This window comes from Brevibacillus sp. HB1.1, assembly GCF_013332445.1.
Classification (GTDB): Bacteria; Bacillota; Bacilli; order Brevibacillales; family Brevibacillaceae; genus Brevibacillus; species Brevibacillus porteri.
Map to the genome: position 1 here is coordinate 934918 of NZ_JABMIV010000002.1, position 14052 is coordinate 948969.

The following is a 14052-nucleotide window of genomic DNA, read 5'->3' on the forward strand; positions in this document are numbered from 1 at the left end:
GGAGCTTTTCGTTACTTTTTGGTTCTTCCCCGTTGCTTGGTTCTAGGTGCCGATTGTGGCTTCGGGTTGAGGGGAATGGTAGCAAGTGATTGATATCTCAGATCAAACTGCTCGCCTGAGCGTTTCATGATCGTGAACGTTTTGGTTGCGCCGACTCGGATCAAACGGTAGTCCACTCTTGTTTTTCTCCCTCCCCCGCTCAGTATCGCAGCTACGGTCCGATGATCCGGCAGATTCACTTTTATCTGCAACGACAACACAGTTGCAGGAAAAGGTGGGATTTCACGATAAGGAACACAGAGCTTACCTTTTAGTATCCGCAAATGGAGATTCCGAATCATCACTTCCGTCAATTGCTTTCCCCAATACCGGCGGAAAATACGGGAGATTTTTCGTTTAGTGTTGTATTTTTCGGGCAATGGCGTGTAATCCACACCGTTTACGGTATAAACAGGCTTTCCTCTCGGCGAATTCGCGATCTGAGTCCAGACATGCTCTGCTGAAGTGATAAACTGCTTGAGCCTCTGCAACTCATCCAAGGATTTCACCTCCTCCATAAACCGTATGGTGGTGGGCTTATGCTAGTACGCCCGATTTCAGCGTTCTAAACACAATGGACAATAATTCTGAACATACATATAAATTGCAATCATATTATCGAGATGATAGAATATAAACCGCTTTCACTTCTCTTGTCGGGGAGTGCGTTTTTTTGCCTTTTAAGTTTAGCACTATTTAATTTCTTGGAGGTTGTAATGAATTTCATCATTCCCATCGCTGGCTTACTCATCGTGATTGGGTTAGCATTATTAGGGAGCAATGGACGTAAACAGGTCAAATACAAACCGATCATCGTCATGATTGCTCTGCAATTTTTGCTTGCCTTTCTTCTTCTGCACACCAAGTTTGGGTTTATATTCGTTTCAGCCATTTCCAAATCGTTTGAAAAGCTTCTTGCCTTTGCTGCGGAAGGAATCAATTTCGTATTTGGTAATCTGGCAAACGACGGACAAATGTCCTTTTTCCTTGGTGTATTGCTCCCAATCGTCTTCATTTCCGTCCTCATCGGTATTTTGCGACACTTCAAGATTTTGCCGATTATCATGAAGGCAATTGGCTTTGTATTGAGCAAAATCAACGGCATGGGTAGACTGGAGTCATACAACGCTGTCGCTTCCGCTATTGTCGGCCAAAATGAAGTTTTCATCACTGTAAAAAAACAGCTCGGTTCCTTGCCAGAGCATCGTCTGTATACGTTGTGCGCATCAGCCATGTCTACTGTTTCGATGTCGATTGTCGGTGCGTACATGACGATGATTGAGCCGAAGTACGTCGTCACGGCCCTGTTCTTGAATCTGTTTGGCGGCTTTATTATCGCTTCGATCATCAACCCTTATACAGTGAACGAAGAAGAAGATTTACTGGAGATTCAAAGCAATGAAAAGCAGTCCTTTTTCGAGATGCTCGTCGAGTACATCATGGATGGCTTTAAGGTAGCAGTAGTCGTGGGCGCAATGCTGCTCGGTTTTGTTGCCTTGATCGCGGCTGTGAATAGCTTGTTCGGCATGATTTTCGGCTGGACGTTCCAAGAAATGCTCGGCTTCGTCTTCGCTCCTTTTGCCATCCTGATGGGCATTCCTTTTGCGGAAGCGATGACGGCTGGTAGTATCATGGCGACGAAGCTCGTAACGAACGAGTTTGTAGCGATGATCGAGCTGGGCAAAGTCGTATCTGAACTGAGTCCACGTACAGTAGGAATTCTCTCTGTCTTCCTCGTTTCGTTCGCGAACTTCTCCTCCATCGGCATTATCGCTGGTGCGGTGAAAGGTCTGAATGAGAAACAATCCAATGTAGTCGCTCGCTTTGGGTTGAAGCTGTTGTTTGGTGCCACGCTGGTTAGTCTTTTGTCTGGTGTCGTCGTCAGCTTTGTCCTGTAAGTGATAGGAGAAAGTGTCCCTCTGCCATGTGCAGTAGGGACACTTTTTTTATGGTTTGTTTGACGCTTTTAAAATTTCATAGGTTGGGGGCCATAAACTCTTCCGCTACCTTAATATCTTTTGCAAGCAGTAACTCTGGATATTTTCTGTCCACTCTCTTTATGCATTCGATAAAATCCTGACTGTTAACTCTTGCTGAGATATCCTCAAAAATTTCACTAAGCCAATACGCTTCTTGCTCTGTGCAGGTATCGAAGAACTCGATGGTTTCTAGAACATTGGCACTCAGTATTTCAGTCAACTTTCCCAAAAATTCATTTACTTTCGGATCATTCAGGTGAAGTTCTGAACGTTCTTTAATCAGCCGCTTTATTTGATTGGAATCAAGCATAAAGAAACTTTCTCCCCTGTTAGTGTTCCGCTACATTCACGAAAAAATGGAGCAGCGAGTGCCCTGCTACAGTCGGGCACTCGCTGCTTTTATCGAATAATCTTTTCCACATCAACCCGTCCAGAGAAAAACGTCGCGCCTCCGCCCATATCCGCGATTCGGTCCGGTGTGAGGGCATTTACATAATGCTTCGGACCTTCGTTGTCTGCCCATAAGCCTTGGCTCACAACGACACCCGAGAGAACATTTTCACCCACAGCCGCCACGAGCTCGCACTCTCCCCGCTCATTCCATATGCGGACCGTATCTCCATCACAAATGTCTAGAGCACCAGCATCCGCCACATTCATGTGTAAACGAGGTATTTTTTCCATCTTCTTATGTTTTTCATTATTCGAGAACGTGGAGTTCAAATAATTGTGATTGGGCCCTGGGACAAATAAATACGGGAAATCCCCATCATTCACCAATGGCGTGTACGTAGGTAATGGGGGCAGCCCTCGTTTTGCCATTGCTTGCGAGTAAAGCTCAATTTTTCCACTTGGGGTGGGAAGGTGTTCCAAAAAGAAAGGTTCCAGATTTGCTTTGGCATATTGCTTTTTTACCAAAGTTTCAAACGTGATTCCTTCCAAATGAGGATTGCCGTGCCCCTCTAACGCCTGTCTGACCATCTCTGTATCACTGTCTTGAAAAGCAGGTTCGTCATACCCCATGGCAGCAGCCAGCAAGCGGAAAACATCCGTGTTGGACTTGCTCTCTCCAAATGGGGCGATCACCGGCTGCTGAAGTTGAATGTAATGATGCCAATACGACGTGTAAAAATCAGTATTTTCATAAGAAGATGTCGCTGGCAAAACGATATCGGCATAAAGAGCCGTCTCCGTCAAAAATAAGTCATGTACGACCGTAAACAAGTCCTCTCTTGCCAGGCCTTGCCGCACTTTGTTTCCCTCCGGTGCGACAATGGCTGGATTACTCGTATAGACGAAGAGCGATTTCACCGGTGGATCTGTATCGAGCAACGCCTTTCCAAGTTCATTCATGTTGATGACTCTCGTCTGTTTATTTGCCAACAAATCTGGTCGCTGCACGGCAAGCTTGTTGTGCTCCAGGAAACCTTTGTTCCCTTTATTGGCCCCACCGCCTTTGACAAGCCACTGCCCTGTCAGGGCCGGAAGACAAGCAATCGTCCTTACACACATTCCACCATTGTCGTGATGCTGAATGCCATTTCCAATGCGAACAAAGGAGGGGGATGTCGTGCCATACATTCTCGCCAATTTGTAAATATCGTCGATAGGGACACCCGTTATGGCTGATACGGTAGCAGGATCGTACGTCTGTACATGCTCCCTGAGCTCTTCATGTCCTACCGTATACTTCTCCATAAAGGCTGAATCCACCAAGTTTTCAGCAAAAAGCACATGCATGATACCCAAAGCCAAAGCTGTGTCTGTTCCGGGTAAAATCGGGATAAACCAATCAGCCCATCGACCCGTCTGATTTTTATGGACATCAATCACGACGATTTTCGCCCCATTTTTTCGAGCCTGTTCCGCAAGCACCACTTGATGCATGTTGGTGCTAACCGTATTGATCCCCCACATGATGAACAGCTTGGTATGAACGGTGTCTTCCGGATCTGTTCCAAAGGCTCCGCCCATCGTGTAGCTGTACCCTACAGCCCCTGCACTGTTGCATATCGTACGATCAAGTTGACTAGCCCCCATACGATGGAAAAAACGGCGATCCATTCCTTCCACACTAATCCGCCCCATGTTTCCGTAAAAGCTATAAGGCAAAATACTCTCGGGACCGTCTGAGTCGATCAAGTCACGCCAGCGTTCGGTTATGGTAGTGATGGCTTCCTCCCAACTGATTCGAACAAACTCCCCGCTCCCTTTTTTGCCAATACGCTTCAACGGATGGGTGAGTCTCTTGGGATCGTAAATGCGCTCTGTCATGTTGCGGACTTTGTTGCAAATATTCCCCTTCGTCACCGGATGGTTCGGGTCCCCTTCAATTTTGACGATTTTCCCCTCTTTTTTATGAAGGAGCAATCCACATTGGTCCGGGCAATCAAGTGAACAGACTGCTGGAAAAACACCGTTTTCCTGGGTCGTATAAGTCATGGAGGTTCCCTCTTTCTCATAACTGTAACTAGCTTTTTACGCTATTATAATCGATTGAAAAAAGAAGGGACTACCCCTGCTGAATGAGAAGTTACTGATTTTTATTTACCAATCGTCTCATTACGATTTCTAATGGGCCGTTCAGCTTATGTTTTTCTAAAATCGTGGCCAATGCAGAGAAAGCATCCAAATACCCACGGCAATCAAAGCAGCTATCCTGTTACTAACATGTCCCCCTAAATCAAGTGCTACTGGTGACAAGAAAAGAACAAGCATCGCTTCATTCCATACAAAGAAGGTTAATTTACAAAACACTTTTGTATATAAGGAAGGTGTAGACTTATTTTACTATGATCTTCCTTTTGTCTAAAAAAACTATTCCGAAAAGGTACCTTTTCGGAATAGTTTAATGTCTTATCGAGGGATCACTATCGGTCCCCCACAGTTAGCGGTTGTATAAAAGTACAGCGACACAAATTTACGCTATCTTCTTGGATACGACTGAGGTGCGAGTCGTTGTTGATCCTTTTTTACAGGAGGTACATACGGTTCAATAGTCACTGGAATACCAAGTCTCTGTTTGTGTTCGTCCAACGTCGGAGTATCAGGATATATGTTGTCTCGAGTAATTTTGAATGGTTCTTCGAATTTTCCCCTATACGGATTATATTGGAGGGGCATATTGAACGACCCACCGCCGTAGCTGCTCGTCGTTGTATAGGTCGTCTCTTCATAATGTATCCTAGTTGGTTCAACTGTAAAGGTCATCTGAACGTCTGGACCATCCGATTGTCTCGATGATTTGGAAGGCTTTTTGACCGTTTTCTTTGGTTGCTTTTTTGATGCCGTCTGTACGGCCTTTGTCGATGACTGCTTTTTCGCTTCTGTGCCAGGCATGCTTGCTACCAACTCTGATGGGGTTGACTGAACTACTGGTTGTTCAACCGGATACGCCGATACATTGGGTGGCCTCGTCCCTTGATTGGCTAAATCAATAACCGGAGTCGAAACTGACAAATGCGAAGCCGAAGCCGTTTGCGGTGCTTTTTGGACATTCTTCGCGTTTTTCTGATCGGCTTTTACTTCTTTAATCAACGTTGGCCACAGGTATGCATTGAAACCTAGCAACGCTACCATAAGCGTGATTCCTGCTACTTTTTTCATTATCACATTCTCCGTTGCTGTTTGATTTGAAGTGTAAAAAGTATGAGAACTATAGAACTATAATATGGAAATTATACGTTATCAGGCTAATGATTTCCAGAATAATAGCCTGAACCCTATTTCTACGCTTTAACAAACGCTGTTCTAATCCTGGATATATGCTTCTAGTAATGCAATCATTTCACGATTCCCCAACATTCTTGCCTCTGCGATTGGGGTCCCCAACTTGGTTGGGTGTTTAGGAGCATACTGTGTTGCAAGTATCGGATCGGCTCCGTAATCCAATAATAGCTGTACAAATTCTAAACGGTTGTCCTGAACTGCACGCATTAGGGTCCATCCCAGCTTTCAAAAATAAACGTAGCCTATCTTTATGATTATTCTTGGTGATAATTATGTTTCTTGAACCTATGTTACTAGATCAACGAGACAAACCGTTTCAGTTGTCAAGAGGCCCCCGAGAACAATGAAAAGGGCCCCATCAGTGTGATGGCGCCCCTTTTGTCTACGAGTTTAGAAATCCCAATCCAGCAAGTCCTCCAGCAGTTCGCGGGAAAATGCTAATTGCTCAGGTGTGTATTTATCCAGAAAGCGCATAAATCGCTGTTCAATGTCCTGATGCATCCGGTGATGAATCTTATACAGCTTTTGTCCCTTTGCCGTTAGCCGATAGTACACTTCTTTCTTATTATCAACCAGCTGTTGCCTTTTAATGAAATCAAGCTTCCATAGCTTCTTGCTAATTCGGGTTATGGACCCTTTCGTTAAGTTGACTTTTTCCGAAATCGTGGTGACATTGATGGGACCATGATCCCCGATACAAGCAATGAAATGAATTTCAGATAGCGTAAGGTTTAGCTTCATCCCCATCTCGGATTCCAGCATCTGCATCTCTTCTGCCATTCGCGCAGTCAATTTGCTTTCTCGCAGCTCTTGCTGCGTGACTAGCTGAATATAAAGCTGTATGATCCTCTGCTTGGAAAGTTCTGTGCTTTGCATATCATGTCTCCTAGATAACCATCTCCTCTCCATTATACACTGATTGTTTCGAGAAAAACAATTTCATTTTGTTTTGCACAAAACAATCCTGTTGCAATCAATCATGTCCGCACCAGTGGATGACTCCTTTCCGAATCGCTTCCATCGGATTAGACTCCTCCTGGGAAACTGCCCATGCGATATATCCATCCGGTCGAATCAACGCTGTATGCACGTCAAGCCAATCAGCAGCCCCCTTAGCAAGCGACGCGCGAACTACATGGACATGCTTGTATTTCGACCAATCTAAAGCAGCGTCCAATCGTTCATCCGAGTCAAAATGTAGCAAGAGGAATGAACCAGAATGAAAAAGCTCGTATGCATTCTGGCACTCACCGTTCTCCAGATGCAGATTCAGCTCTGTAAAACGTCGACCGTTCAATACATGCGGCTGCGTCTCTCCATTCGGTTCATACTGGACATGGAAGGCAGAGATTTGGGTAGCCAGCCGATAATTTGCCTCGGGTATTTGCAGCAGGGTGGACAGCATATTCCTCAAAGCTATGACGGATGGAGAGAATTCCGAACTACCGAACAGCAGCGATTGCACCTGTGTATTTGTTAGCAATTCAGTATTGATGGGGAAACGCTCCATATGATAGCTGTCCAACAGCCAATCCGGTGCCCAGCCTTTTAATTGGGCCGCCAGCTTCCAACCTAGGTTGATTGCTTCTTGCAGACCAACGTTCATCCCCTGTCCACCAGCTGGAAAATGAATATGCGCTGCATCTCCCGCCAGGAAAATTCGTCCCTCCCGATAACGCTGAGCCTGCAAGGTCGCATTGCCAAAACGAGTCATCCAAAACGGATCGGAAATCCCCAAATCGTCTCCAAGAATACGCAGTAAACTAGCACGCAGTTCCTCCAATGAAACTGGTTCTTCCTTTGGCACTGCCATTCGCTCCGGATCGATCAACACCACCCGATGCATCCCTGCTGGCAAGGGTACAATCATGACCAAACCTTGCTCATTAAAGTAGGAAGGAATTCCTGATTCCGGCGGATTTTTCAAAACGACATCCCCTTGCATAGCCGTAAAAGTCGCATTCTTACCGATAAACGGAATGCCTGCCTGCTTGCGGACAATGCTGGCAGCGCCGTCTGCACCGACCACATAGAGTGCCGTCAGCACAACCTTTCCATTCGGCCCGACAGCCTCAACCTCAACCCCGTGCTGATCTTGGTGTACGGCCACTACCTCCTCTTCCCTGCGTATTTCCACTCCAAGGCTTTTTGCCCACTCCTCTAGTACCTTCTCCGTGTCATGTTGGGGAATAATCAGTGTGTAGTTGGAGGAAGAATCTAAGACAGAAAAATCCAAGCGCGTATCCAGTGCTGCAAAATGCCCTGTCGTAATCGGCTTTCCTTTATCAAGTAATTTCGCTTTCAACCCGCGCATATCCAGGATTTCCAGAGTCCGTGGATGTAAAGTGAGTGCCCGTGAATAAGGGGTTGTTTCCCTTAAGCGCTCAAGCACGCACACCTTCACTTTGGCCAACGCCAGCTCTGCAGCCAGCATCATTCCAACTGGTCCACCGCCAACAATAATCACTTCATAATCGAATTGCATGAGAACCACTCCTTGCTTTTGTTTTGCACGAAACAATTTGAATATATCACATCCTCTTTTAATTGAAAATGTTTTTCAATTAAATACTTACTCAAGACTATCCTGACAAATGAAAAAGCGACCCCTTCTCGAATCGAGTAAGAGATCGCCTTTTTTATTTTCTTATCGTTTGGCTACGACAATCACATATACGTGACCTTGATCGTTTGTCCACAAATCCACTTTATCCTTGGAGGAAAGATCGCTTTCTTTCAAGTCATTACCGTTGTAGTATTTGATCTTCGCGTCTTCTGTCATCTTCAAGCTCGTCGATACATCATTGAAGAATACGTATTTGTCTTTGTTCACACGGGATTCAATTCCGACGAAGCTCACGTTTTCCTTCGCCAGCTTTCCACTGACGGAAGCAGCAATGACATCGCCGTCACGATCAAGGGTCAATGTCACGTACTCAAATTGATCGACGTCTTCAATCGCATCCTCATCCGTTACATCGTACGTCTTGCCGTTAACCTCAACTTTCGCGGAAGTCACCTTGCCGTCATCGTTTCGAACCTCAACAGAATCAACCACGCCGCTTACTTTCCTAGGCGCACCTGTAACGGCCTTTACTTTGCCAGCGTTATTGAGTGTCAGCGTGTACTCGGTGTCGTTGGATGCTGCATCGCTGTCAATCGTGACGCCGGACAAGAGCTCATACACCTTCCCGTTCACGGTAATTTTGGAACCGGATTTTTTCGTCACGTAGCCTTTTACGGTTTGCTTTTCCAATGTCAGCTCCACAATGTCATTCGTGCCGACGTTGTATTTCCACGTAAGGATACGGTGGTCATTAAACTGATCGGTTTTAATCGTCGTTGGAGATACGGAGCTGCCATCTACAGTCAGCTTCGCATTGGTCAAGATGTCGTAGGTTTTCCCGTCGATTTTCACAGTTGCCAGTTTTCCTGCTTGATATGCGGTTGTGTCTGAGACCAGCTTGTTCGTAGCTGCACCTACACCCTGCTCTACTTTGATCAGATTTCCATTCTTGTCAAACGTAAGAACTGCAATTTGACCGCTCGTCAACTCATCTAGTTCATCTACTTCGTCTTCGTCTACGAACAACTCGGTATCTTCATGCACCTCGTAATTAACGCTGCCAACGCGAATCCGGTTCTTGTCTGTATCAACGGTGATAGTATCCGTGAGGCTCAGCTTTGTGTAAACAAGCTCAGATACTTTGCCGTCCACGTTGAGTGTCAGCTCGACTAAGTCATCTTTTTCGATGTCAGCGAACGAAGCACTTGTTTCTTTTGCTTCTGGATGCGCCTTGCCTTTGATCGTTGCTTTGGAATCCAGAACATAGGTCGTACCGTCTACTCTTAGTTCATTCTTCGAGTTGGAACCGCTCACGGAAGATACTTTTTCCACAATTCCTTTTGTCGTGTTGTCGCTAATCGTGATGGACTTGATCTTGCCATTGTCGCCGACGACTGCCACAAACTTTTGGCCGATGTGAGAGCGGCTTACATTTACGCCATCTTCTACTTCCAAAACGACTTCTCTTCCATTAACGATTGCCTTGAATTTCTTCTCATCGCCTACAGCCGTTGTAAAATTAAGGCCAGTCTTCACGATTCCTTCGACGATTTCGGAGTCAGAAGTAACAACGGTGAGGAACGCCACTCGGCCGTTTTTCGCAATGTATTCCACCTGCGCGCCTACGACCAGATTGCCGTATACTTGCGCGGAATCAGCTATTTCGATTTCTTTGTTTTGTCCGACTAGTTTCAGCTTTTTGTCAGACTTGTCATACGAAGCAACTGCACCCTTTACTACTGGCAGCTTCTGAATGGTTCCTTTTGCATTGCCATCTTTGTCATAGTAAGCGCCGCTTGCGTATACAGGTGTTTCCATAAACTTATCTGTATACTTTGCCACAATATCACGCGGAGCTGCTGCTGTCGGTGTTTCTTTTGCATCGTAAATACCAGCTCTGTCTGCTTCCAGTAAGTACGGGATGTACCACTCGCTTGAAGCTGATGGACGAACGTCGATCTTCAAGCCTTGAACGTATACGGTCAGTGCTTCCGCAATTTTTACGTTGTTGTTAGGTTTGAATGTACCATCCGGATAGCCCTTGATGATGCCTTGCGATACGGCTAGATTGATATAGCCTGTCGCCCAGTGATCTGCAGGCAGGTCTTTAAAGGCTGTCTTTCCTTGCAAGAGCTTTGCTTGTGCATCTGTGTACCCGAGTGCCAACACCGCAACTTTGGCGAACTCCGCTCTCGTCACTTCTTTATTCGGCTTGAACGTGCCATCGGTATACCCTTTTAACACACCAGCATAATTCAATGTCAGAATCGCGTCTTTATTTACGTTTCCTCCGATATCGGAGAATGGCAGTGCCGTAGCAGCCAATCCGGTACCCGGCAACGCAAGCGATCCAGCCAGAACAGCTGTCGCCAATAATTTTTTGAAATCCTTACTTGCTCGATTCTTTTCTTTTTGCAAAATAAACCCCTCCATCAATGTAACAGTTTTATCAGTTCATTCTCTCCAGCAGACACTCCCATTTGAAGAAATGATGGAATTGTCCGCAGTAGAACTGTTTTCTTCGGCCGAATGCTCTTTTTAGACGACAAGATTTCCGAAAAAGTTTCAGAGCTTGTTCACGGTAAATCATTCCACTGTTCTTCAAACATGGATAGGTAGCGGGTTCACGATATTTCGCAGAACGTAAAAAAACCACCTGAGATCTCAGGTGGTTTTACATTTCATTCCAGCAGGAAATGCTATAAGCCAGGTTCTGTCTCTCCCGTGCTTCAAGCGGGGCAATCCCTCGCACCAAGAGTGGTAGCCATCTATCTATGGCATCCGAAGATACCATCCGTCCTTTCCGTTTGATTCCTTCAGGACGGTTCCCCTACCTAATTTGGGTTTCTCGCTCGCAGGGTTTACCGCGTTCCATCTTTTCTGTCGCCAGAAAAGCTACGTTTCTGTGGCACTTTCAGCGTACTCGGGCCTCAGAGAGAGCCCTTTCCACGCCGTCAGCAAGGCTTGCACCTCACTGCCCTGGCTTGCACCAGGTACGAACACTCCAGGCATCTCAGCCTGGGCGAGCCTGGACTTTCCTCTACCGCCAATCGTCGAAACGATTGCGGCAGCGACTACCCACATTTCCTGCACATCAGAATCAATAACATTTACTCTATCACATGCCTCATGCATGGTCAACAAGCAGGATTTGGAAGCTCCATTTGTAGTACAATAGAAATGGCTACAAGGAGGTAGGACGATGATAACCATTACTCCAACTGCAGCAGTACGTCTTGCACAAATGATCGCGGAAGAAGCGGATGCTGAACAGCTCGGAATCAGACTCGTCCCGACTACGACGGGTTGTGGTAGCTATACATATAGCATCGCCATTACGGAAGCGGACAAATACGATATTGTCCAAGATATTAGTGGGATTCATTTCTTTTATCAAACGCATGAGATAGACAAGCTCTCCGGGACAGTCATCGACTGCGATCCTGCAACTGGCCGCTTCTCCATTTTCCATCCGCGCCCGATGCAAACAGATTGCTCGCTTACTCATTGATTAGGAGGTTACTATGCTGCTCTTATCATTTGAAAACATCAAACCAAAGATTCACCCTACTGTTTTCCTGGCAAAAGGCTCCGTCGTTTCTGGCGATGTCGAAATCGGAGAGGATTCTTCTATTTGGTATAACACCGTGATCCGCGGGGACATCGCTCCGACTGTCATTGGAAAACGCGTCAGTGTGCAAGACAACAGCACCCTGCATCAAAGTCCGAACAACCCGTTGATCCTCGAAGACGAGGTGACCGTTGGACATAATGCCGTTCTACATAGCTGCGTGGTACGACGCGGTGCATTGATTGGAATGGGTGCGATTGTTTTGGATCGTGCGGAAATCGGGGAAGAAGCCATGGTTGCTGCGGGTGCACTCGTTCCTCCAGGCATGAAGGTGCCTCCCCGCTCGCTTGTTGTCGGCAATCCAGCGAAAGTAAAACGCGAACTTAACGAGGCAGACTTGAAAGAATTCGTACGCATTCGCCAATCGTATGTAGATAAAGGAAAGATGTATCGCCAACTGGAAGAAAGCCCGCTAGAACGGGAATAGGAAAAGAAACAGGGAGGTCGAGGGCGCACATGCACCTTCTATCCTCCCTGTTTTTTATGATTTACGAATTTCCAAATAATGCGTAGCGCCCACTAAAAACCGAAAGTTCGTCGGTTCCAGACTGGCTGTGTGACCGAACCGTTGTATTTCTTCCATGAGCTGTGGCAGCTTGCTATATGGTTTGCGATCCAATCCGATTAACGGATAGAGTCTGATTCGACCGCCAGGCTGACAAATTCGCAGCAATTCTTTGATCGCGTTCAAGTGAAATTGCTCATCGAGCTGTTGCTGGTACAAAAACAAGAAGTGACTGCCAAGCACCAGTGAAAAGTGATCGTCTGCAAAAGGCAATTCCGGTAACAAGCCTGCGAAGTAGCTTTTACCGATGCCTTCATCGGCACGATACGCGGCAATGAATTGCTCCAGTGACCTTTCTCTGTTTTGATGATGCTGGCCAAGCGAGCCGTAATATTCCCAATGAAGGGTGTGTGCGATACCAGCCAGCTTTTGCGTCGATTCCTCGATCTCTCGCTTCCCCTTCGTATAAATCTCTTCAGGCTTCATTTCATAAAGCGGATCGACTGCGATTGCCTCTCGTCCATGTTGGCATGCCTCCGATGTAAAAGAGGACGCTCCTGCACCGACATCAAGGATCGGTCCCATCGCCAAGATTTCGTCTGAAAGTGAAAACATATCCACATACTCTTGATAGGAACGACATGTCATTGCCACTCCCACTTGCTCGTATACCCCTACATCCTGTTCTTTTCTCATCTCGTCTCGGCTCTCCTCATCTCATATTCCTCGATCCCTTTTCAAAGGAAATGGGATGAGTTGAGCAAATATTACCAAAATACTTTTCAGGATTCAATGTCACAACCAACCTGCGCATGGAACAAAAAAAGCGGCGTATCCATAGTGGAAACACCGCTTTTTCCTTACGAAGCATTCTGCAATCGATCCACTTCGCGAATGTGCTCAAATAGCATATACGAGCGGATCGCCGTCTCTAAATGAAGCCGATCCGGCTCTTTGGTCGTGCTGTATTTTTGAAAGAAAGCCGATAGCTTGTAAAGAAAACCGAAATATTTACGCACGTAGCGATCCCCGAGCATGCCCACAAGCAGTCCTACTACCCCACATGCGACACTCCATTCTAAAGGTAAAAAGAATACGGACAAAATGAACCCCGTAAAAAACCACACGACCAGATTCGTCGAGCAACCGTCATTCACGATATCTGCCCGTTGAATCTCTTTCAGTGCTGCTAGCGACTTCTTACCGCCATAGCTAAACACTTTATGTTCCGCACCGTGAAATTTTTTCATCATTCTCGGAAAAACGAAGTGAAAGCCTGCGATGTATACAGCTACCCACATCGGATCGATGATGGCCCAGTCAGGCTTCACGATCGCTGCCAGTACATAACCAGCAAGCAGGAGGTGAAACAATTGATAGTACCACGGAAAGGAGAAAAATATTCGATACCAGAGCTTCCCAATCGTTTTCAATGTGATTTTTTCCGCCCACATATGAATCACGCCGTCTTTTACTTCCGCGCAAGCCAGCACATTTCGATCATGAAAAAGCACACCGCGTCCAAAAGACATCCCCATAATCATCTCGTTAGCTATTCTCCTTCCGCCCTAATGTCGTTATAATAGGTTGAGTTGTACGCAGA

The 14052-nt window shown here is 46.2% G+C and carries 13 protein-coding genes, 1 other RNA gene and 1 pseudogene; 3 read left to right on the top strand and 12 right to left on the bottom strand.

What is annotated here, in order from left to right; translation table 11 throughout:
* Positions 1–11: 11 nt before the first annotated feature.
* Positions 12–548, bottom strand: coding sequence for a hypothetical protein (locus tag HPY27_RS09380; protein ID WP_083261742.1), 537 nt, complete (start codon positions 546–548; stop codon positions 12–14).
* A gap of 207 nt (positions 549–755) precedes the next feature.
* Here HPY27_RS09380 and HPY27_RS09385 point away from each other — a divergent pair, with 207 nt between their 5' ends.
* Positions 756–1937 (top strand): NupC/NupG family nucleoside CNT transporter, encoded by a 1182-nt coding sequence (locus tag HPY27_RS09385; protein WP_069852303.1) that lies wholly within the window; start codon positions 756–758, stop codon positions 1935–1937.
* 76 nt (positions 1938–2013) lie between these two features.
* On the opposite strand, the gene HPY27_RS09390 is transcribed toward HPY27_RS09385, so the two are convergent.
* The 9 genes and pseudogenes from HPY27_RS09390 to rnpB all read right to left on the bottom strand — a co-directional run bounded on the left by HPY27_RS09390 (position 2014) and on the right by rnpB (position 11399).
* Positions 2014–2328, bottom strand: coding sequence for a hypothetical protein (locus tag HPY27_RS09390; protein ID WP_174224837.1), 315 nt, complete (start codon positions 2326–2328; stop codon positions 2014–2016).
* Positions 2329–2417: 89 nt separating this feature from the next.
* Positions 2418–4460 carry a molybdopterin-containing oxidoreductase family protein gene (locus tag HPY27_RS09395; protein WP_017247851.1) on the bottom strand — a complete coding sequence of 681 codons (2043 nt, stop codon included), beginning with the start codon at positions 4458–4460 and terminating at the stop codon, positions 2418–2420.
* A gap of 91 nt (positions 4461–4551) precedes the next feature.
* Positions 4552–4763: pseudogene (locus HPY27_RS30090) on the bottom strand (DUF418 domain-containing protein); the annotation flags it as partial.
* A gap of 180 nt (positions 4764–4943) precedes the next feature.
* A complete protein-coding gene (locus tag HPY27_RS09400) occupies positions 4944–5624 on the bottom strand; it encodes a hypothetical protein (protein WP_174224838.1) in 681 nt (226 codons plus the stop codon).
* A 144-nt stretch (positions 5625–5768) separates the two neighbouring features.
* Complete coding sequence (locus tag HPY27_RS09405; RefSeq protein WP_254476431.1) at positions 5769–5954, bottom strand: ankyrin repeat domain-containing protein; 186 nt, start codon at positions 5952–5954, stop codon at positions 5769–5771.
* Positions 5955–6137: 183 nt separating this feature from the next.
* Positions 6138–6623, bottom strand: a complete 486-nt coding sequence (locus HPY27_RS09410; protein ID WP_017247848.1) for a MarR family transcriptional regulator — start codon at positions 6621–6623, stop codon at positions 6138–6140.
* A 97-nt stretch (positions 6624–6720) separates the two neighbouring features.
* Positions 6721–8232, bottom strand: a complete 1512-nt coding sequence (locus HPY27_RS09415; protein WP_174224839.1) for a monooxygenase — start codon at positions 8230–8232, stop codon at positions 6721–6723.
* Between the two features lie 162 nt (positions 8233–8394).
* On the bottom strand, positions 8395–10731 hold the full coding sequence (locus tag HPY27_RS09420) for an S-layer homology domain-containing protein (protein WP_017247846.1): 2337 nt from the start codon (positions 10729–10731) through the stop codon (positions 8395–8397).
* Positions 10732–11010: 279 nt separating this feature from the next.
* Positions 11011–11399, bottom strand: an RNA gene (rnpB, locus tag HPY27_RS09425) — RNase P RNA component class B.
* A 116-nt stretch (positions 11400–11515) separates the two neighbouring features.
* Here rnpB and HPY27_RS09430 point away from each other — a divergent pair.
* Together HPY27_RS09430 and HPY27_RS09435 are read left to right on the top strand one after the other, a co-directional pair.
* A complete protein-coding gene (locus HPY27_RS09430; protein ID WP_017247844.1) occupies positions 11516–11824 on the top strand; it encodes an iron-sulfur cluster biosynthesis family protein in 309 nt (102 codons plus the stop codon).
* 13 nt (positions 11825–11837) lie between these two features.
* Entirely contained in the window at positions 11838–12371 is a 534-nt protein-coding gene (locus HPY27_RS09435) for a gamma carbonic anhydrase (protein WP_007724325.1), read from the top strand.
* A 54-nt stretch (positions 12372–12425) separates the two neighbouring features.
* Here the strand turns inward: HPY27_RS09435 and HPY27_RS09440 are convergent, their stop codons facing one another.
* Complete coding sequence (locus HPY27_RS09440; RefSeq protein ID WP_174224840.1) at positions 12426–13145, bottom strand: class I SAM-dependent methyltransferase; 720 nt, start codon at positions 13143–13145, stop codon at positions 12426–12428.
* A gap of 164 nt (positions 13146–13309) precedes the next feature.
* Positions 13310–13993: a DUF1385 domain-containing protein gene (locus HPY27_RS09445; RefSeq protein ID WP_174224841.1), complete on the bottom strand. Its 684-nt coding sequence runs from the start codon at positions 13991–13993 to the stop codon at positions 13310–13312.
* Between the last annotated feature and the right edge of the window lie 59 nt (positions 13994–14052).